General features: G+C 61.5%; 11 protein-coding genes. 6 read left to right on the top strand and 5 right to left on the bottom strand.

Translation table 11 applies throughout. The annotated features are described in order from the left end of the window. Positions 1–31: 31 nt before the first annotated feature. A complete protein-coding gene (locus tag L1O02_RS16615) occupies positions 32–2497 on the bottom strand; it encodes a UvrD-helicase domain-containing protein (protein WP_235758312.1) in 2466 nt (821 codons plus the stop codon). A 274-nt stretch (positions 2498–2771) separates the two neighbouring features. Here L1O02_RS16615 and L1O02_RS16620 point away from each other — a divergent pair, with 274 nt between their 5' ends. Further along, positions 2772–3467 (top strand): pirin family protein, encoded by a 696-nt coding sequence (locus L1O02_RS16620; RefSeq protein ID WP_108543489.1) that lies wholly within the window; start codon positions 2772–2774, stop codon positions 3465–3467. 94 nt (positions 3468–3561) lie between these two features. Here L1O02_RS16620 and pgm read toward each other — a convergent pair whose 3' ends face one another. Beyond that, a complete protein-coding gene (pgm, locus tag L1O02_RS16625; RefSeq protein ID WP_108543487.1) occupies positions 3562–5208 on the bottom strand; it encodes a phosphoglucomutase (alpha-D-glucose-1,6-bisphosphate-dependent) in 1647 nt (548 codons plus the stop codon). A 226-nt stretch (positions 5209–5434) separates the two neighbouring features. Beyond that, on the bottom strand, positions 5435–6457 hold the full coding sequence (locus L1O02_RS16630; protein ID WP_060839125.1) for a zinc-dependent alcohol dehydrogenase family protein: 1023 nt from the start codon (positions 6455–6457) through the stop codon (positions 5435–5437). A 270-nt stretch (positions 6458–6727) separates the two neighbouring features. Between L1O02_RS16630 and L1O02_RS16635 the strand changes: the two genes are divergently transcribed. Beyond that, positions 6728–7642, top strand: a complete 915-nt coding sequence (locus L1O02_RS16635) for a LysR family transcriptional regulator (RefSeq protein WP_060839124.1) — start codon at positions 6728–6730, stop codon at positions 7640–7642. A 400-nt stretch (positions 7643–8042) separates the two neighbouring features. On the opposite strand, the gene L1O02_RS16640 is transcribed toward L1O02_RS16635, so the two are convergent. Beyond that, entirely contained in the window at positions 8043–10169 is a 2127-nt protein-coding gene (locus L1O02_RS16640) for a TonB-dependent siderophore receptor (protein ID WP_108543485.1), read from the bottom strand. A gap of 277 nt (positions 10170–10446) precedes the next feature. Here L1O02_RS16640 and L1O02_RS16645 point away from each other — a divergent pair, with 277 nt between their 5' ends. The 3 genes from L1O02_RS16645 to L1O02_RS16655 all read left to right on the top strand — a co-directional run bounded on the left by L1O02_RS16645 (position 10447) and on the right by L1O02_RS16655 (position 14323). Continuing rightward, a complete protein-coding gene (locus L1O02_RS16645; protein WP_108543483.1) occupies positions 10447–11337 on the top strand; it encodes an amidohydrolase family protein in 891 nt (296 codons plus the stop codon). A gap of 47 nt (positions 11338–11384) precedes the next feature. Further along, complete coding sequence (locus L1O02_RS16650; RefSeq protein WP_060839121.1) at positions 11385–12614, top strand: MFS transporter; 1230 nt, start codon at positions 11385–11387, stop codon at positions 12612–12614. 98 nt (positions 12615–12712) lie between these two features. After that, entirely contained in the window at positions 12713–14323 is a 1611-nt protein-coding gene (locus L1O02_RS16655; protein WP_108543481.1) for an amidohydrolase family protein, read from the top strand. A gap of 91 nt (positions 14324–14414) precedes the next feature. On the opposite strand, the gene L1O02_RS16660 is transcribed toward L1O02_RS16655, so the two are convergent. Further along, on the bottom strand, positions 14415–17480 hold the full coding sequence (locus tag L1O02_RS16660) for an FAD-binding and (Fe-S)-binding domain-containing protein (protein WP_108543479.1): 3066 nt from the start codon (positions 17478–17480) through the stop codon (positions 14415–14417). A 159-nt stretch (positions 17481–17639) separates the two neighbouring features. Between L1O02_RS16660 and L1O02_RS16665 the strand changes: the two genes are divergently transcribed. Beyond that, positions 17640–18533, top strand: coding sequence for a LysR substrate-binding domain-containing protein (locus L1O02_RS16665; protein ID WP_060839118.1), 894 nt, complete (start codon positions 17640–17642; stop codon positions 18531–18533). Positions 18534–18629 lie beyond the last annotated feature (96 nt).

The following is an 18629-nucleotide window of genomic DNA, read 5'->3' on the forward strand; positions in this document are numbered from 1 at the left end:
CGACTGAAGCCCGCCTGACCGGCGGGCTTTTTCATGCTCGCTGCCGCAGGTCGGAAAAATATGGCTTGTCGCCCGGCACCCGGTCCGAAGCCTTGGGCGCATTGCCCGCCGTCGACTCCTGGGGATCGACGTACCAGTAGCAATGCTTGACCGCGCGGGTGATGCCCACGTAGGCCAGGCGCAGGATCTCGTCCTTCTGCGCATTGTCGTAAGGCTCGGCGTCGCCATCCTTGCCCAGCCCGGCCTGCCGATAGACCTGGTTCTTGTAGGGTGAACTGCTCAGGTGCTGGCAATCGCCCAGCAGGAACACGGCATCCGCCTGCAGGCCTTTGGCGCTGTGATAGGTCAGTTGCTTGAGCCGGCGGGCCGCCGGCGGCAAGCTAGAATCAACATTAACTATTTGAGAAATATGCTGTTCAATCAACAACTTATCGCTTGTTTTTCGAAACAGAATCAAGATTGAGTCACCCTGACGGTAATGCTCTGCCAGGCGCCGAGCCAAGTCCTGGTCGTCCCGATCCAGCACCTGCACCGGCCACAGCTCCCTGTCCTGGCCAACAGCCTTGGCCTTCTTGCCGGCAATGGCCGGGGCAGCGCGGACAATGTGCTCGGCAGCGTCGATCACGTGCTGGTGACTGCGGTAGTTCTCGCTGAGCATCACCCGCGTGGTGCCCGGCGACGGGAACTCCTTGTTGAATTCGATGAAGTACTTCGGCGAGCTGCCGCGCCAGCCGTAGATCGACTGCCAGTCGTCACCGACACAGAGCAAGGATGAATGCTGGGCCCCGCGCCCCAGGTTCAAGGCCGCGCCACGGCGGCGGATCTCGCCAAGGCTGGCCTTGATCCAGGAGACGATCTGCGGCGACACATCCTGAAATTCGTCGATCATCAGGTGCGACATCGGCCGCAGGCAGGCATCGCTGAGCAGCTTGAAGTTTTCCGGCGAGCGCTCGCTGAACAGGGCGAACATCCGGTTGTAGCTCATGATGGGCGGCGACTGGTCTAGCAGGTGGTCCTCCAGGGCCCGCCAGAACAGGCTCAAGGCCTCGAAGAAAAAACGATCCGGGTCGTCCTGGGCAAAGCTCATGCCGGCTACGGCGTCCCCGACCTCCAGTCCCAGGTTCTCGATAAAGCCGGCCGCCGCCACAAAGCAGTCCAGCAAGGGGGCCGAGGCCAGCTCGCCCTTGACCCGATAATCGAAACCCGGCCCCGCACTGACCTGGGCAGAAAAGGCCCCTGAGACGCGCTTTGCTCCTTCATAACTATCAAGCCAAATCAAAGGCTTACGGCAGAAAGCTTGAAACAGGGTGCGCTTTACAGCGCACTCGGCGCGCACCGTCAGCTTGGCCCCGGGCCGGGTGATCTGCGGGCTCTCCCGAGGATCGAAGCCGAGCACGACCCAGGCATCCAGCTCGGCGGCATAACCATGGCAATAGAAGGTCGAACCGTTGATCAAGAAACTCTGGCGCCGAGGCTCGATCCCCTGAATCGGCCAGGCACCGGCACGCAGCCATAGGTCTTCCACGGTGTCGCACAGCTCTTCGTCACGCTTGGCCGCCAACTCGGTGACCGCCACGCGCTTTTGCACATCGGGGTGATCGCGCTCCAGCTCCCTGAGTTGCAGAGCGTGGCGCGCCAAGGGTTGCAAAGCCCGGCGGAAGCGCTCGTCACTGCGATACAGCGCCTGATAGCAGGCATTGAGGTGCTGGCGCTGGGCATCGTTGATGCGCAGATCGAAGGGATTGCTGTCCACCTCGTCCTCGGCACCTGGCTGGCGCTCGCTGAGGTTCTCGAAGGCCTGCAAGCGCTCCAGCCCCGGCAGGCTGCGCACCATGGGCAGGATCCGCGAATGGAAGGTGCGCACCAGGTCCCGGGCTTCGCGGGGAGCCAGTACCCGTCCCCACAGGGCGAAGACTTCCACCAGCTTGCCGATGAAGTCCTTGCGCGACTCCCGGGTGAAGGTCACCACGGTCATCGAATCCAGCTCGAATCCCAGGTAGTGGCTGAGCAGCAACAGACGCAGCACCAGCGACGTCGACTTGCCGGCCCCGGCCCCGGCAATCACCGCTGTGGCCGGTGTGTCGCTGAAGATCATCTTCCACTGGGCGGCACTGGGCTGGGCCCGGGCCGGCAGCAAGCGGGCGACATCGGCCTTGAAGCGCTTCTTCAGCTCGGCACTCAGCGGCAGGCGCCAGTCGTCGAACAACCGGTCATCCACCCCTGGCGGCCGGTGCTCGGTGTTGCGGCTGTCGCGGATCAACAACACCTGACGGCCTTCTTCCAGCCCCTCAAGCCGGCCCTCCTTGTAGCCGTACTCCACTCCCGCCGTGTGACCGCTGCGAAAGCCGTCGGCCTGACCGTGCAGCCAGGAGGCCCGATGCTGGGCCCGCAGGCGGTTCAGGCCATGACCGAAGAAGCGCGCAGCCAGGCGCTTCAACAGGGGCATCTGGGCCAGGGGCAAAAGCTCGGGGGGCAGATCGGGATTGTGTTGCGACACGCGGACTCCAAGGGGGTGAGACTGAGCGGTAATGGTCGCCGGATTTATTCCTGGTATCCAGCGAATTGCTTGCAGGTCATTAACTTAAGCGATGAACCGAAGGTTTAACACCAAGATTCCGACAAAATAATCATCTAATTTTACGATTGGATTACGGCATTTTTTGCGCTTTTTATCGATCTATGACTGATAGAAGATGCACGCCATCAACCAACGGTTATCGTTTTTGGCCCGGGTACAAGGCGCCATGGCGAAGCCTAATGAGGAGACGATCATGCTTGAACTCAGACCCTTCAGCTCCCTAGGCGGCGCACACCACGGCTGGCTGGATGCTCATCACCACTTTTCCTTCGCCGAGTACTACGACCCCAAGCGCATGCACTGGGGCAACCTGCGGGTCTGGAACGATGACGTGATCGCTCCCGGCACCGGTTTTCCCCAGCACCCGCACCGGGACATGGAAATCATTACCTACGTCCGCGAAGGCGCCATCAGCCATCAGGACAACTTGGGCAACAAGGGCCGCACCGAGGCCGGCGATGTGCAGGTCATGAGCGCCGGGACCGGGATCGCCCACAGCGAATACAACCTGGAAGCCACGCCGACCAAGATCTTCCAGATCTGGATCGTTCCCAACCAGGCCGGTTCTGCGCCGTCCTGGGGCGCCAAGCCTTTTCCCAAGGGGCTGCGCGAGGGTTTTGTGACCCTGGCCAGCGGCAAGGACGGCGACGAGGAAAGCTTGCGCATTCGAGCCGACGCACGGCTGGTGGCGGCCAACCTGAAGGCTGGGGAAACCGCCGAGTACCATCTGGACGCTGGACGCCGGGCTTATCTGGTGCCGGCTACCGGAACGATCGAGATCAACGGCTTGCGCGCCGAAGCTCGAGATGGGGTTGCGGTCGAGGACGAACGAGTGCTGCGAGTGAGCGCGCTGCAGGACAGTGAGATCGTGCTGGTGGATCTGGCGTGAAGCGCTGCGGCCAATAAAAGCGCTGTGGTAAAAAAAGGGGCGGCCGTGAAGGTCGCCCCTTTTTTATTGGCCGGCGAGCCGGCTTTGGGGTGAATCAGTTGCCGCTGATGGCGGCGTCCACCAGGGCCTGGGCTTCCTGCACCAGCTGCTTGAGGTGATCGTCACCGATGAAGCTCTCGGCGTAGATCTTGTAGATGTCCTCGGTGCCCGATGGCCGTGCGGCAAACCAGCCGTTCTCGGTCATGACTTTCAGGCCACCAATGGCCTGATCGTTGCCCGGGGCCTGACTGAGGATCTGCTGGATCGGTTCGCCGGCCAGCTGGGTCGAGGTCACCTGTTGCGGCGAAAGCTTGCTGAGCAAGGCTTTTTGCTGCGGGTTGGCCTTGGCATCGACCCGTACCGAGAAAGGTTCGCCCAGCTCGTCGCACAGGGCGCGGTAGGCCTGGCTCGGATCACGGCCGGTACGAGCGGTCATTTCAGCGGCCAGCAGCGACGGGATCAGGCCGTCCTTGTCGGTGCACCAGACACCACCGTCCTTGCGCAGGAACGAGGCACCGGCACTTTCTTCCCCACCAAAGCCCAGGGAGCCGTCGAACAGGCCGTCGGCAAACCACTTGAAGCCCACGGGCACTTCGTACAGGCGACGGCCCAGACGCGCCGCCACCCGATCGATCAGGCCACTGCTGACCACGGTCTTGCCCACGGCGGCGTCGGCGCGCCATTGCGGACGGTTCTGGAACAGGTAATCGATGGACACCGCCAGGTAGTTGTTCGGTGCCAGCAGGCCGCCGCTAGGGGTGACGATGCCGTGGCGGTCGTGATCGGGGTCACAGGCAAAAGCCACGTCGAAGCGCTCTTTCAGGCCGATCAATCCTTGCATGGCGTAGCTGGAGGATGGGTCCATGCGGATCTGTCCGTCCCAGTCCACCGACATGAAGCGGAAGGTGGCATCCACTTGCTGGTTCACCACGTCCAGATCAAGACGGTAGTGCTCGGCGATGGCCGACCAGTAGCGCACCCCTGCTCCACCCAGCGGATCCACGCCCAGGCGCAGCTTGGCGTTGCGGATGGCGTCGAGGTCGATGACGTTGATCAGGTCGGCGACGTAGGTATTGAGGTAGTCATGGCGATGTGTGGTATCAGCCTTCAGCGCTTGCTCGTAGCTGATGCGCTTGACTCCGGCGAGCTTGGCCGCCAGCAGTTCGTTGGCCTTGGCCTCGATCCACTTGGTGATATGGGTGTCGGCCGGGCCGCCATTGGTGGGGTTGTACTTGTAGCCACCGCTTTGTGGCGGGTTGTGGGAAGGCGTGATGACGATCCCGTCCGCCAGGCCCGAGGTCCGGCCGCGGTTGTAGCAGAGAATGGCATGGGACACCGCCGGGGTCGGGGTGTACTCGTCACCGGCAGCGATCATCACGGTCACGCCGTTGGCCGCCAGGACTTCCAGAGCGCTGGCCCCGGCCGGGGTCGACAGGGCGTGGGTGTCGATGCCCACGAACAACGGGCCATTGATGCCCTGGGATTCACGGTACAGGCAAATGGCCTGACTGATGGCCAGGACGTGCCATTCATTGAAACTCAGATCGAACGAACTGCCGCGATGCCCGGAGGTGCCGAAAGCCACGCGCTGGGTAGGCACCGAGGCATCGGGTTGACCGGTGTAATACGACGTAACCAGTCGCGGGATGTCGACCAGCAATTCAACCGGTGCCGGTTTACCCGCAAAAGGACTGAGAGTCATGCAAAACCTCTGGAAAAGGATGGTTCGGGAATGGAGCGCAGTTTACTGGCAGTTTGACCGCAGCGCGACGGAATCTATCCCGCAGCGCCGCGCTTTTCTGTAGTCGTCGACTGGCCGGCAAAAGGGGCCGTGAGCCCCGTGCAGTTTTCCAGAGGGTCTTCGCCAACCGGCCGCGAGCCCAGGGCGCAGAAACAAAAACGCCAGGCTAGGCCTGGCGTTGGAGTCATCAGGCCGGTTCGACCTGGAGCGCCACCCGTTCGCGGCATGGACACTCGTCCATGTAACGGTGCGCTTCGACAAACTCGCTGAAAGGAAAGACCCGGGTCTTCAAGGGCAACAGCACCCGGTCCGCGGTCAGCTGGTTGATGTCGCGCAGCGCACGCTGCAACGCCACCTGGTCCTGAATGATCCCCAGCTCCGGCTTGCCGGTGAAGTTGCCGATGCAGTGGACGAAGAACTGAATGTTCTTCTGGAACGCCGCACAGGCCGGGAACGGCGTCTGGTTGCCGCCTTGCAAGCCGTACAGCACCAGGCTGCCTCGGGGTGCCAGGACGTCACCAAGCATCGACATCTGTGGACCGCCCAGACCATCGAATACCACGTCGACCCCACGGTTGTCGGTGAGCTTGTTGATCTGCATTAGCAGGTCCTGCTCCTCGGTGACTATGACTTTCTCGGCTCCCAGGGACAACAGGTACTCACGCTCTTCTGCGGTCTTGGTGGCGGCAATCACCCGCACACCCAAGGCCTTGCCCAACTGCACGAAGGACGGACCGGCGCAGTGACTGGCGTCGGTCACCAGGGCGAACTGCCCGGGCTTGACCCGCGCTAGATCAACGTAGGCGAAATAGGCGATCAACAGCGGCGTGTAATGCACGGCCGCCTCGATGGGGCTCAGCACATCCGGGTAGCGGGTCAGGGCCGAGCGCGGCAGGACGATCAGCTCGCCGTAGACCGGATAATCATTGGGACTTTCGGCAGGAAAGCTGGCGACCTTGTCACCGACCGCGAGGTCGTCGACGCCCTCGCCCACTGCGGTGACCACGCCGGCCATTTCATGCCCCAGGCCCGATGGCAGGCGGGCATGGGACGACGCCAGGTTCTGCCGCCAGAGCACGTCGTACCAACTGATACCAATGGCTTCGACTCGTACCTGCACTTCGCCTGGCGCAGGCAACGAGGCCGCATGCTCTTCGCATTTGAGCACCTCGGCCGGTCCAAACTTGTGAAAACGAATCGTGCGGGACATCGCAAACCTCGTCAAATTAACCTCTAATGCCGCGAACTTTATCCGGGCTTTGAAAGCAAGACTATCAGTGCCTATTAATAGTCGACATGTCTGTCATTGATTCCGTGCCCTTGATAATCGGGGCGGACAGCGCTTCCCGTGCGCGGCCTGACTACAAACAAACAACATTTAGCCGGTGCAGAGTACCAGCCTTTACCCGTAAGATTCACGCCGACCTTTTTACCCCGAGGGTCGCTTCCGTCAAGTTCGCTGACTCTGCCAGGACTCCAGATGAATCGTAATGACCTGCGTCGTGTCGACCTGAACCTGTTGATCGTGTTCGAAACCCTGATGCACGAACGCAGCGTGACCCGTGCCGCCGAGAAGCTGTTTCTTGGCCAGCCGGCCATCAGCGCCGCCTTGTCGCGCCTGCGCAATCTGTTCGACGACCCCCTGTTCGTGCGCACTGGCCGCAGCATGGAGCCTTCGGCCCGGGCAGTGGAAATCTTCGCCCTGCTCTCGCCGGCCCTGGATTCGATTTCCACCGCCGTCAGCCGCGCCGCCGAGTTCGATCCCGCCACCAGCACCACCGTATTTCGCATCGGTCTTTCCGATGACGTGGAATTTGCCCTGCTGCCGATGCTGCTCAAGCGCTTACGCGCCGAAGCCCCGGGCATCGTCCTGGTGGTGCGTCGGGCCAACTACCTGCTGATGCCGTCGCTGCTGGCCTCCGGCGAAATCTCCATTGGCGTCAGCTACACCGCCGACCTGCCGGCCAACGCCAAGCGCAAGGTCTTGCGCCGCAGCCTGCCCAAACTGCTGCGGGCCGACACCGTGCCCGGCGCCCTCAGCCTGGACGATTTCTGCGCCCGCCCCCACGCCCTGGTGTCGTTCGCCGGGGACCTGAGCGGCTTTATCGATGAAGAACTGGAGAAACTCGGACGCAAGCGCCACGTGGTACTCGCCGTGCCGCAGTTCAACGGCCTGAGCACCCTGCTGGCCGGCACCGACATCCTCGCCACCGTTCCGGACTACACCGCCGAAGCCCTGACTGCCGCCGGCGGAGTACGTGCTGAAGATCCGCCCCTGCCGGTGCGCAGTTTCGAACTGCACATGGCCTGGCGCGGCTCACAAGATAACGATCCGGGAGAACGCTGGTTGCGTTCGCGGATTCAGATGTTCTTTGGCGATCCGGACAGTCTTTGATCGAAGCGGCTTGAGCGCATCAAGCAACGCTGTGGCGGGCCAAGGCGAAATGGGTGCCTGAGCGCCGCGCCGACGGATTGAGCAATCGGCGCCGTCGGACGCCCCGGCAACCGACTCAGTTGGCGCGAATCATCCAGCAGATCACCTTTGGCTGCGGCGGCGTCAGAGTCCGCGAGCAACCCCGCAAGTCTCGCTGACAAGCCCATGCCAAGCGGTGCCGCTATGTATTGCTCGGGTATCTGCCAGCGCCTGCCCGGTGCCTCGGTGTTCGACTGCCAGGCCCACGCGCCGTCAGCGCGCGGGCGCCGGGTCAGCGTCCTATCCCTGGTTTTTTCGAGGTGGCTGTGCAGGTCGCCGTAACATCAGGCCAAGCTCGGCCCCCGCCGGCAAAACAAACTCGCTACAAGGTGTAGGCAATGCCCAATTGCAGCGTCCGCGGCGCCCCTGGGTAGGCGTAAACGTTGCCGAACGCGCCCTCTTCATATTCACGATCAAACAGGTTTTTCAGGTCAAGATTGAGCCGCACCTTGTCATTGACCTTGTAGAAACTGAGCAAGTCGACAACGGTGTAGCTGCCCATCGAAAACCCGGTGTTGGCGGTTTGCCCGGCGCGCTCGTCGACGTACTTGAGTCCGCCACCCAGGCCCAGGCCCTTGAGGATGCCGTCCTGGAACTCGTACATGTTCAGCAGGCTGAAGCTGTTTTTCGGGATGTTCAACAGCCGCGTGCCAGAGCGCAGCACGTTGTCCTTGGTGACTTCGGCATCGACATAGGCGTAGCCGCCGATCACGCGCCATTCGGGACTGAGGTTGCCGGCAACGTTGACATCGAAACCACGACTTCGCACTTCACCGGCCGCAACGCTGAAGGTCGAATCAACAGGGTCGGTGGTCAAGACGTTGCGCTTTTCGATCTGATAGATCGCCGCGTCGACACTCAACTGCTGGTCCAGTGCTTCCCACTTGATACCCATTTCATAAGACTTGCCCTTCTCCGGCGCAAATCCGCCACCGAGGCGGCTGGCGCCGGTGTTGGGCTTGAACGAGCGAGCGGTATCGGCGTAGATCGCAAAGGTTTCGGTCAAGTCGTAGCTCACCCCCATGCGCGGTGTGACGGCATTGTCACTGGCCTGCCAACTCCTGCCGCCGGGTACATAGGTTTCGTAGTCATGTTCGAAGCGTTCGAAACGCGCCCCCGCCAGCACTTTCAGTTTGTCGGTCAGTGCCACTTGGTCTTGCACGAACGCGGCATAAGTCTTGAGGTTTTCCTGGTCATGAGTCGGCGTGCGGGTCAGGGCCGGACGCGGCTGGCCGTACACCGGATCGAAGAGGTCGATGGGGTACGCACCCGCAGCGCCGCTGGAGCGTTGAATGATCGACTGGTAGTCGTAGTCTTCGTACTCGATGCCGGTCAGCAACGTGTGCTGCACACCGGCGGTATCGAAACGACCGGTCAGGTTGAGCTGAACATCCTGGTCGGTCCACTCCAGCTTGCGATAGTTGAAATTGCGCCCCAAGGTGCGGCCGTCGGCGGCAATACCGTTGGCCTCGACCGCGTTGCCCTTGAGCGAACCATCAAGCCACTGCACGCCACCGCCCAGGGTCCAGTCGTCGTTGAGCAGGTGGTCGAAACGCAGTTGCGCCATGTTGTTGTCGTTGTGCAACTTGCCCACGTCTTTTTCACCGAAAAAACTGTCGCGAGATGCGCTGCCAACCTGCTTCGCGTAACGGGTCATGCCTCGATCCAGAGGCGCGTTGTTACGCATGAAATCACCTTCGAACATCAGCCGGGTCGCATCGCTGACCTGCCAGGTGAGCACCGGCGCAATGCCGTAGCGCTCGGTGTCGACATGATCGCGGAAGGTGTCGCCGCCCTCGCCCACCACGTTCAGTCGATAGGCCAGGCGCCCTTCTTCGTCGAGCGGCCCGGAAGCATCCAGCGTGCCGCGCTTCATGCCCTGGTCGTTGAATTGACTGCCCAGGGTGACCGTGCGCTCGGGCAACGGCTGTTTGGAAACCACGTTGAAAGTACCGCCAGGATCACCCCGACCGTAAAGCATGGTTGCCGGGCCGCGCAGCACTTCAAGGCGCTCAATGGTGTTGGCATCCGGCATGTTCGGATAGCCGCGGTTGATCGGAAAACCGTTGCGGTAAAACTCGCCCGTGGTGAAGCCACGAACGGTAAAGGTGGTCAGCCCCTGCCCGCCAAAGTTGTTCGCCCGCCCCACGCCCCCGGCGTAGTCCAGCGCGTCCTGCAAACGAGTGGCTCCGAGATCCTCGACCGCATCCTTCGCGACCACGCTGATCGACTGCGGGGTTTCATGGATCGAGGTATCGGTACGCGTGGCGCTGGCCGAGCGCGTCGCGCGGTAACCCTGCACCGGGCCGTCCGCCCGTTCATAAGTCGCGGTGCCGATGACATCGGCCGTGTCCAACTCAAGGCTTGAAGGTTTTACCTGCGCTTGTTCAGCCCATGAAGTAGACGACAACGCTTGCAGCACACAAATGGAAAGCAGGGTTCGACGCATGGAGAGGAAAACCTTTACGAATAGGCCAATACAAGCGGTGAAACCGCCAAAAAACGCCCGCGAATGCTATACAAAACTATTCGCAATTAATACAAATTCCCATTAGCTCACAAATCGCCATTTCTCCGCCGTGCGAAATCCGCACCTGCGCGCATTGACAAGGCCATGGCAAAAATTCAACATGCCAGCACTTGTTGGACAACCTACAACCAACAACCAACAAGTACCGCTTTTCAGCCGCCAAGGCGTGCGAAGAGCTGTCGAGGAGATGAAATCCATGTCTCACCCCAAATCCGCCACAGCATGGCCGCCCTCCTGTGCCGCCCCGAGAGAAAAGATCCGAGCGCCCAGCTTCGTGCTACCGGCAGGTGCGTGCGACACCCATGCGCATGTGATCTGCGCCGATTTCGCGCGCTATCCCCTGGTATCCGACCGCAGTTACACCCCGCCTCCCGCACCTGAGGCGTTGTATCTGGACATGTTGCGGGCGACGGGAATGCAGCGAGGGGTGTTGGTGCAGCCCAGCGTCTATGGCACCGACAACCGCTACATGCTCGAGGTGTTGCAACGCCATCCCGATCAACTGAGGGGGGTCGCGGTCGTCGACGAACGAATCTGCGATGACGAACTGGCGCACATGCACGCCTTGGGTGTGCGTGGAGTGCGCATCAACGTTCTGTTTCGCGGCGGAGTGAATCTGGACTTGATGGAGCGTCTGGCCCATCGAGTTGCCGACCTTGGCTGGCACATGCAGTTTTTGATTGATGTCCGGCTTTTAAGCGAGCTGCAGGCGCGGATAGCCAAGCTGCCCTGCCCTGTAGTGATCGATCACTTCGGACACTTCCCGGCCCACTTGGGCGTCAAGGAGCCGGGCTTCAAGCTGCTGCTGAGAAACGTGGCGGAACAGGGTTGGTGGGTCAAATTGTCGGGCGCTTATCGCCTGAGTGAGCAGCCTCCGGACTATGCCGACACGGATGCCCTGGCCCATGCCTTGCTGGGCGCCGCACCCGAACGCATGGTTTGGGGCAGCGACTGGCCTCACGTCGCCCTCCAAAGCACGCCCGACACCGGTTCATTACTGGATCGCTTGCACTCATGGGCGCCCGGTGCACGCCAACGACAGAGCATCCTGGTCGATAACCCAGCCGTTCTGTACGACTTCAAATAACAAAAACAATAACCCAGCAGCACCGAGGTGCTGCACGGAGAACAATAATGAGTTGGTTTAGCGAACTTAATACCGTTGAAAAACGCACCTTCTATTCGGCATTTGGCGGCTGGGCTTTGGACGCCCTGGACTTCATGGTGTTCACCTTTGTCATCGCCTCGCTGATGACCCTCTGGCACATCGATAAGGGATCAGTGGGACTGCTGAGCACCGTGACACTGCTTTTTTCGTCCATTGGCGGATGGGGAGCGGGGATTCTGGCGGACCGCTACGGTCGGGTGCGGCTGCTGCAGATCAGCATTCTGTGGTTCTCGATCTGCACGGTGCTGATCGGCTTCGCGCAAAACTTCGAACAGCTGTTTGTTCTTCGCGCGCTGCAGGGCCTCGGGTTTGGAGGCGAGTGGGCCGTGGGCTCGGTACTGATCGGCGAAATGGTCCGAGCGGAGCATCGCGGCAAGGCCGTGGGTATCGTGCAGAGTGGATGGGCCGTCGGCTGGGGCGCGGCCGCGCTGCTTTACACAGTGGCCTTCAGCTACCTTCCGGAAGACCTTGCCTGGCGCTCGCTGTTTTGGATCGGCATCGCACCTGCACTCCTGGTCCTCTACATTCGTAAATACGTGCCAGAGCCCGAGGTGTTCCTGCAGACCAAAAAGCACCAGAGCGAAACAGGCGACACGGTGGCTTTCTGGCATATTTTCTCCCCTTCGCTGCTGCGCACCACCCTGTTGTCGGCTCTGCTGTGCATGGGTGTGCAAGGTGGCTACTACGCGATCACCACATGGCTGCCGGCCTATCTGAAGCTGGAGAAGGGCCTGTCGGTCTTCGGCACCGGGAGTTATCTGCTGGTCGTCATCATGGGGTCGTTCTTCGGTTACGTCTGCGGCGCCTTCCTGTCCGACCGGCTGGGGCGTCGCGCCAACTTCATCATCTTCGCCGTTCTGTCGGCCGTCAGCGTGATCTGCTACATGCAGTTGAACCTGACCAATACCCAGATGCTGATTCTCGGCTTTCCCTTGGGTTTCGCCGCTTCCGGTATCTACAGCGGCATGGGGGCCTTTCTGACAGAGCTCTACCCTTCGGCAGTGAGGGCCAACGGCCAGGCGTTCTCCTATAACTTCGGGCGGGCGGTGGGTGCTCTGTTTCCAGGGCTCGTCGGTTTCATAAGTGCCCAATACAGCCTGGGCACCGCGATCGCGATGTTCGCCGGAGGTGCCTACTGCCTTGTCCTGGTGGTGACCTGCTTCCTCCCGGAAACCAAGGGCAAGCAATTGCACTGAGCGAGCCATCATTTGTTAGAGTAACGCCCGCGTATCGTTCGTTACGTGGGCGTTCTACGTTTCAAGCTTTTGAAACTGACATTCGATGACTGAGTAAAATGACTATAAAAGCAATTGGCCGACGTGATCACTTCTCGGTTGAAATCTTTCGTTATCTGGAAAGTGAAATACGTGAAGGCCGACTCCGTCCCGGTGATCGCATCCCCACCGAAAGTCGCTTGGCCGAAGCCTTCGCTGTCAGCCGAAATGTAGTGCGTGAAGCCGTGGCCCGGCTCAATTCGGCCGGTCTCGTCATCAGTCGCCAAGGGCTTGGGGTGTTTGTTGCCACCGAAGCCAACCAGAGCAGCTTCCGCATCACTCAAGAGGAACTGACCGACAGCAACAAGCTGCGTCAGCTGTACGAACTGCGCCTGGACCTCGAAGTCGCCGCCGCCGCCATGGCCGCCCGACGCCGCTCGCGCAATCAGTTGAACAAGATCGCAGCGGCCCTGGACACCCTGCGCACCGGCCTACAAAACCGTCAGGACATGCTGGAGCACAGCCTGCAGTTCAAGCGGGCAATTGCCGACGCCACAGGCAATGACTACTTTCGCAACTTCATCATCTTTCTCTGCAGCCACGTCTACGAAGCGGCCTTGCTGGAGAACCGCCTGGTTCGTTCGAGCGACCTCGGCGAAACGCTGCTGGCCGAACACCAGGCGATCTTCGATGCCATCAAACTCGGCGACCCCGACCTCGCCAGACGCGCCACCTGGCAACAAATCATCAACTCCGCCGAGCGCAATGGATTGCGCGGATTGCAAGGCTGGGAAATCACGCGGATGAGTTCGCTGGGCGAAACCTATGCGCCGCAATGCGCAGGCCCGGATCCCGAGCCTCGCCAACTGCAACGCACCTTGCCGGAGGGCGCATGCGACTGCCACTTCCACGTCTTTGGTGACGAGCATGGGCAACCGTTCTCCCCTCACCGCTCCTACACGCCGCCACCCGCTCCCCTGGAGGCCTTTCAGCGTGTCCAGAAAACCCTCGGGTTGAGTCGCGCAGTCATCGTCCAACCCAGTGTCTATGGGGCCGATAACAGCACCACCCTGGCGGCGCTGAAAGAAGGGGGCAGTGCATTGCGCGGCGTGGTGGTGATCGATACCGACACCGATCCACACACCCTGTCGGCGATGCATCGCCTCGGGGTCCGCGGCGTGCGCGTCAACCTGATCTTCAAAAGTGGCGTTGAGGTATCGGATGTTGCGGCGCTGGCGGAAAAAGTCGCACCCCTTGGCTGGCACCTTCAGTTGCTGATCGATATCACCGAATTCGCCGACTTGTATGAAACCGTGGCCAGCCTGCCCGTGCCGGTCGTCATCGACCATATGGGGCACATGCCCACCAGTTGCGGGCTGAACCACCCTGGCTTCATCGACCTGCTGCGGCTGCTGAAAGAAGGCCGTGCGTGGGTCAAGCTTTCCGGCGCCTATCGCTTTACCGCGTCGAAGGACTTCCCTTACGACGACGTAACGCCCTACGCCCGGGCGCTGATCGAGGCCAACCCGAACCGCCTGCTATGGGCAAGCGATTGGCCACATCCGTGCATACCGGTGCCGATGCCCAACGACGCCAGCCTGCTGGAGATGCTGTTCGACTGGGTTGAAAACGATGACGCGCTGATCAAGCAGATCCTGGTGGATAACCCGGCACAGCTCTACGGCTTCTGATGCCCCCCTGACGCCCCGGCCACCCACCGATACACGCCAGTCCACAGCGACAGACACCCGAGGCCGTCACAGCGCCTCGGGCCCGTGCCACTCAAATTCCTGAAGATTGGGCGGCGCCGCGCATCAGCTTCAGCAACGCCTGCAGCGGATGCTCAACCGTCTGTCCGTCCTTGCGCTTGACCTGGCTTCGACACGAATAGCCATCCGCCAGCAGGCGCCCTGCCCCATTGAGACGGGCCACCAGCGGCCCCCAGGACTGACTGTAAATGACGTCGGACGTCTCGGCGTTCCGGGCTTCGTGGCCGTAGGTTCCGGACATCCCGCAGCAGCCGCTGGCTTGCACCTGCAACGTCAGGCCGACTCGTGCGAAGATCGTCTGCCACAGGGCCACGCTGCCCGGTTCGTTGGTTTTTTCGGTGCAGTGCGGCAGAAAGTAGTAAGTCCCCTGATCGGCGCCCAGCGCCGATGGCGCCAGTACCTGCGCCAGCCACTCCTGCGGCAGCAGCACCGTCGGCGCTTGATCCTGCCCCAGGGTCTTGGCGTACTCCTGCCGATACACCAGGGTCATCGCCGGATCCAGCCCCACCAGGGGAATCTGATATCGGTGCAGCTGGCGAAGGGACCGGCCGTTGAAATGGGCGGCCTTTTCGAAGGCTTTCAAGAAGCCCTGGACCTGCAGCGGCTTGCCATTGGCCGCGAACGGCGCGATGTACACCTCGAACCCCAGCCTGGAAATCAATTCGATCCAGTCAGCCAGCAGCGGTGTTTCGAAGTAACGGGTAAAGGCGTCCTGCACGAGAATCACGCTGCGAGCACGTTGCGCCTCGTCCAGCCCCTCAAGCCGTGCGGGCGACGCCACGCGTACGTTCCACCGGCGGCAAACCTCATCGAAATTCAGCAAGCTCAGCAGCGGACTGTCGATCATCCCGGCCACCCGCCGCAGCAACGCCCCCACCATCCGCGAGCCGAGGATGCCGTTGTACAAGCGCGGCACGCGGGCGAAGTAGGGAATCGTGTACTCCAGGGAGCCGATGAGGTAATCCTTCAGCGGGCGCAGATAGCGACTGTGGTACAGCTCCAGGAATCGCGAACGAAAGTCCGGCACATTGACTTTCACCGGGCACTGCCCCGCACAGGACTTGCAGGCCAGGCACCCGGCCATTGCATCGTAGACCTCATGGGAAAAGTCTTTCTGGCCCATCTTCTGCGCAAGCGTATTGACCGCACGTCGCGGCAGGCCCAGAAGCGCGGCCCCGGACGAGAGCCCCCCTTGGCAAGCCAGCACATCGACACCTTGCTGCCCCTGCAAGCGCAGCCATTCACGCACCAGGGAAGCCCGCCCCTTGGGCGAGTGCACTCGGTTGCGGGTGCCTTTCCAGGAAGGACACATGGCGTCATCGGGATCGAAGTTGTAGCAGGCGCCGTTGCCGTTGCAATGCACGGCGGCGTCATAGTGCGACCAGACCCGCTCATCAATGGTGCGATCCAGCTCGCCCCGCAACTGGACTTCATCCACCCGGGTCAACCGGGCGCCGGGCAGCGTCTTTGGCGTGGCGATCTTGCCCGGGTTGAGCTGGTTGTTCGGGTCAAAAGCCGCCTTGAGTTCCTGCAGGGCCGGATAGAGTTCGCCGAAGTAGTCGGGCACGTATTGCGAGCGCAGTCCTTTGCCGTGCTCGCCCCAGAGCAAGCCGCCGTGTCGTTGCGTCAGCTCGGCGACGGCGTCCGAAATGGGCCGGATCAGCGCCGCCTGAGCCGGGTCTTTCATGTCCAGGATCGGCCGCACATGCAGGACCCCGGCGTCCACGTGGCCGAACATGCCATATTCCAGGCCATGGCTATCGAGCAGCTCGCGAAATTGCCCGATGAAATCGGCCAGGTGCTCGGGAGGAACAGCGGTATCTTCAACGAACGGCTGGGGCCTGGCGGAACCCTTGACGTTGCCCAGCAGCCCCACCGCCCGCTTGCGCATCGCGTAGACCCGCTTCACTGCCTCGGCGCCGACGGCCAAGGTGTGCCCCAATCGCACCACGCGGGTGTCACGCTGCAGGTGCAGGACAAATTCATGCACCCGTTGCAGCAGGGCCGCCTCGTCGTCGCCACTGAATTCAATCAGGTTGATGCCCAGGGTCGGCACATCGAGGTCTTGGGGAAAGTATTCGGCGACGCCGTGCCAGACGATGTCGTTCATGGCCAGTCCGAGGACCTTGGAGTCCACCGTCTCGATGGACAGGGGCTTGAGCTCCATCAACGCCTTGGCGTCGCGCAGTGCGTCCATGAAGCCGGCATAACGCACATTGACCAGGATCGAATACTGGGGAATGGGCAGCACATTCAGCGTGGCTTCGACAATGAAACCCAGCGAGCCTTCGGAGCCGCACAGGACACTGCTCAGATTGAGGCGCTCATCGGGCTCCTGCAGATGCGCCAGGTCGTACCCCGTCAGGCACCGGTTCAGCTTGGGAAACGTGTGTTCGATGAGCTCGGCATACTGCTGCACGATCTGCGACGCGCATCGATAGACCGCGCCAACCTTGTCTTCGCGACGGGCCTGCGCCTGCCACTGTTCAGGCTCCAGGGGCGCACTGTCGAGCCGCTCGCCACCGATGAGAATGGTGGACAGCGCCAGGACATGATCACGGGTTTTCCCATAGGTGCAGCTTCCCTGACCGCTTGCGTCGGTGTTGATCATGCCGCCGATCGTGGCCCGATTCGAGGTCGACAGCTCGGGCGCGAAAAACAGCCCGTGGGCTTTCAACGCCGCGTTGAGCTGGTCTTTGACCACGCCGCTTTGCACCCGCACCCAACGTTCCTCGACGTTGATCTCGAGGATGCCGTTCATATGCCGTGACAGGTCGACCACAACCCCACTGGTCAACGATTGACCATTGGTGCCGGTTCCTCCGCCCCGCGGCGTGAGCACCACCGAGCTGAATGGCGCCAGCGCCACGAGACGGGCCAACAGCTCGACATCCTGCACATTGCGCGGAAACACCGCGGCTTGCGGCAGGCGCTGATAGATCGAGTTGTCGGTTGCCAGCACGGTCCTGAGTCCATGATCGCGAGCGATTTCGCCCTGGAAACCCTCCTGTTCCAGGCGAGCCAGGAACAACTCACAGGCTGGGTTTTTGACTTCATGGGGAGACAACCGGGCAATCATGCTGGAATTCCTACTGGCGATACCGCTAATCTGAGCATTCTCGTTATGTATGCTTACCCCCCGACAGCTGCTTCATGGCGAGGGGCACACCCCAGATTCTGTGGGGCCAAGACGTTTCACACAAACGTAAAACCTGCAGCATTTGCATGAGCTTTATGAATGAATCCACGCCGACTGACCCCCTCGATGTCCCTGCTGGTCGCTTTCGAGGCCGCCGCCCGCCATTGCAGCTTCACCAAAGCCGCGGACGAACTTGCCCTGACGCAAAGCGCAGTCAGCCGGCAAGTGCAGGCCCTGGAGTCGCAACTGGAGATCTCGCTGTTCAAGCGCGAGGGAAGAAAAATCGAGCTCACCGCCGCCGGCGCCCTTTACCAGCATGAGCTCACAGCCGCATTGGGCCGCATTCGCAGCGCCACCCTGCAGACCATCGCCTTCAAGGAAGACGATGGCCCGTTGAACCTGGCGGTGCTTCCAACGTTCGGCTCAAAATGGCTGCTGCCGAAAATGCATGAGTTTTATGCCCGTCATCCCAGGAACCTGGTGCATATCCACTCAAGGATCATTCATGCCGACAACCCCTCCAGCGTGGGCGACATGCAAGCCATCATCTGCGCGGGGAAAGGGGATTGGCCGGGCTACGTGTCGCACCTGTTGCTGCGAGAAAAGCTGATCGTGATCGCCAGCCCCAAAGCCCTGGCAGACACCCCCGAGCTGTCCCTCGACGACATCACCCATCATTTGCTGCTCAATGTGGTTTCGCGGCCCAACGGCTGGTCTGACTGGTTCGACTGCAACAACCTGGATCACCAGAAGATGCGCACGGGCCCCAGCTTCGAGCTCACCGCCCACCTGATCCAGGCGGTGGCCGCAGGCATAGGTATCGGGCTGGTTCCGGATATTCTGGTGCAGGATGAAATCGAGTCTGGGGCCGTGGTCAAGCTGTTCGGCCCCATGGAAAGCGGCCGCAACTATTACCTGACCTGCGCCGCGCGCTATCAGCATTTTCCGGCATTCAAGACATTCAGCGCCTGGCTGCTGTCCCTGCCCTCCTGAAGCGCCCGCTACAAGCAGCGGGCTCAGCGGCAGCAATGACCGAGCGATCGGCGCAACGCATCACCAGCGCATGATCATCGGCAGCAGCGGACGAAA

This window comes from Pseudomonas sp. BC42 (assembly GCF_021560055.1).
Lineage (GTDB): Bacteria > Pseudomonadota > Gammaproteobacteria > Pseudomonadales > Pseudomonadaceae > Aquipseudomonas.

Coding starts and splice junctions, on each gene's coding strand:
- L1O02_RS16620 (WP_108543489.1), top strand. CDS start 2,772: ATGCTTGAACTCAGACCCTTCAGCTCCCTAGGCGGCGCACACCACGGC.
- pgm (WP_108543487.1), bottom strand. CDS start 5,208: ATGACTCTCAGTCCTTTTGCGGGTAAACCGGCACCGGTTGAATTGCTG.
- L1O02_RS16630 (WP_060839125.1), bottom strand. CDS start 6,457: ATGTCCCGCACGATTCGTTTTCACAAGTTTGGACCGGCCGAGGTGCTC.
- L1O02_RS16635 (WP_060839124.1), top strand. CDS start 6,728: ATGAATCGTAATGACCTGCGTCGTGTCGACCTGAACCTGTTGATCGTG.
- L1O02_RS16640 (WP_108543485.1), bottom strand. CDS start 10,169: ATGCGTCGAACCCTGCTTTCCATTTGTGTGCTGCAAGCGTTGTCGTCT.
- L1O02_RS16645 (WP_108543483.1), top strand. CDS start 10,447: ATGTCTCACCCCAAATCCGCCACAGCATGGCCGCCCTCCTGTGCCGCC.
- L1O02_RS16650 (WP_060839121.1), top strand. CDS start 11,385: ATGAGTTGGTTTAGCGAACTTAATACCGTTGAAAAACGCACCTTCTAT.
- L1O02_RS16655 (WP_108543481.1), top strand. CDS start 12,713: ATGACTATAAAAGCAATTGGCCGACGTGATCACTTCTCGGTTGAAATC.
- L1O02_RS16660 (WP_108543479.1), bottom strand. CDS start 17,480: ATGATTGCCCGGTTGTCTCCCCATGAAGTCAAAAACCCAGCCTGTGAG.
- L1O02_RS16665 (WP_060839118.1), top strand. CDS start 17,640: ATGAATCCACGCCGACTGACCCCCTCGATGTCCCTGCTGGTCGCTTTC.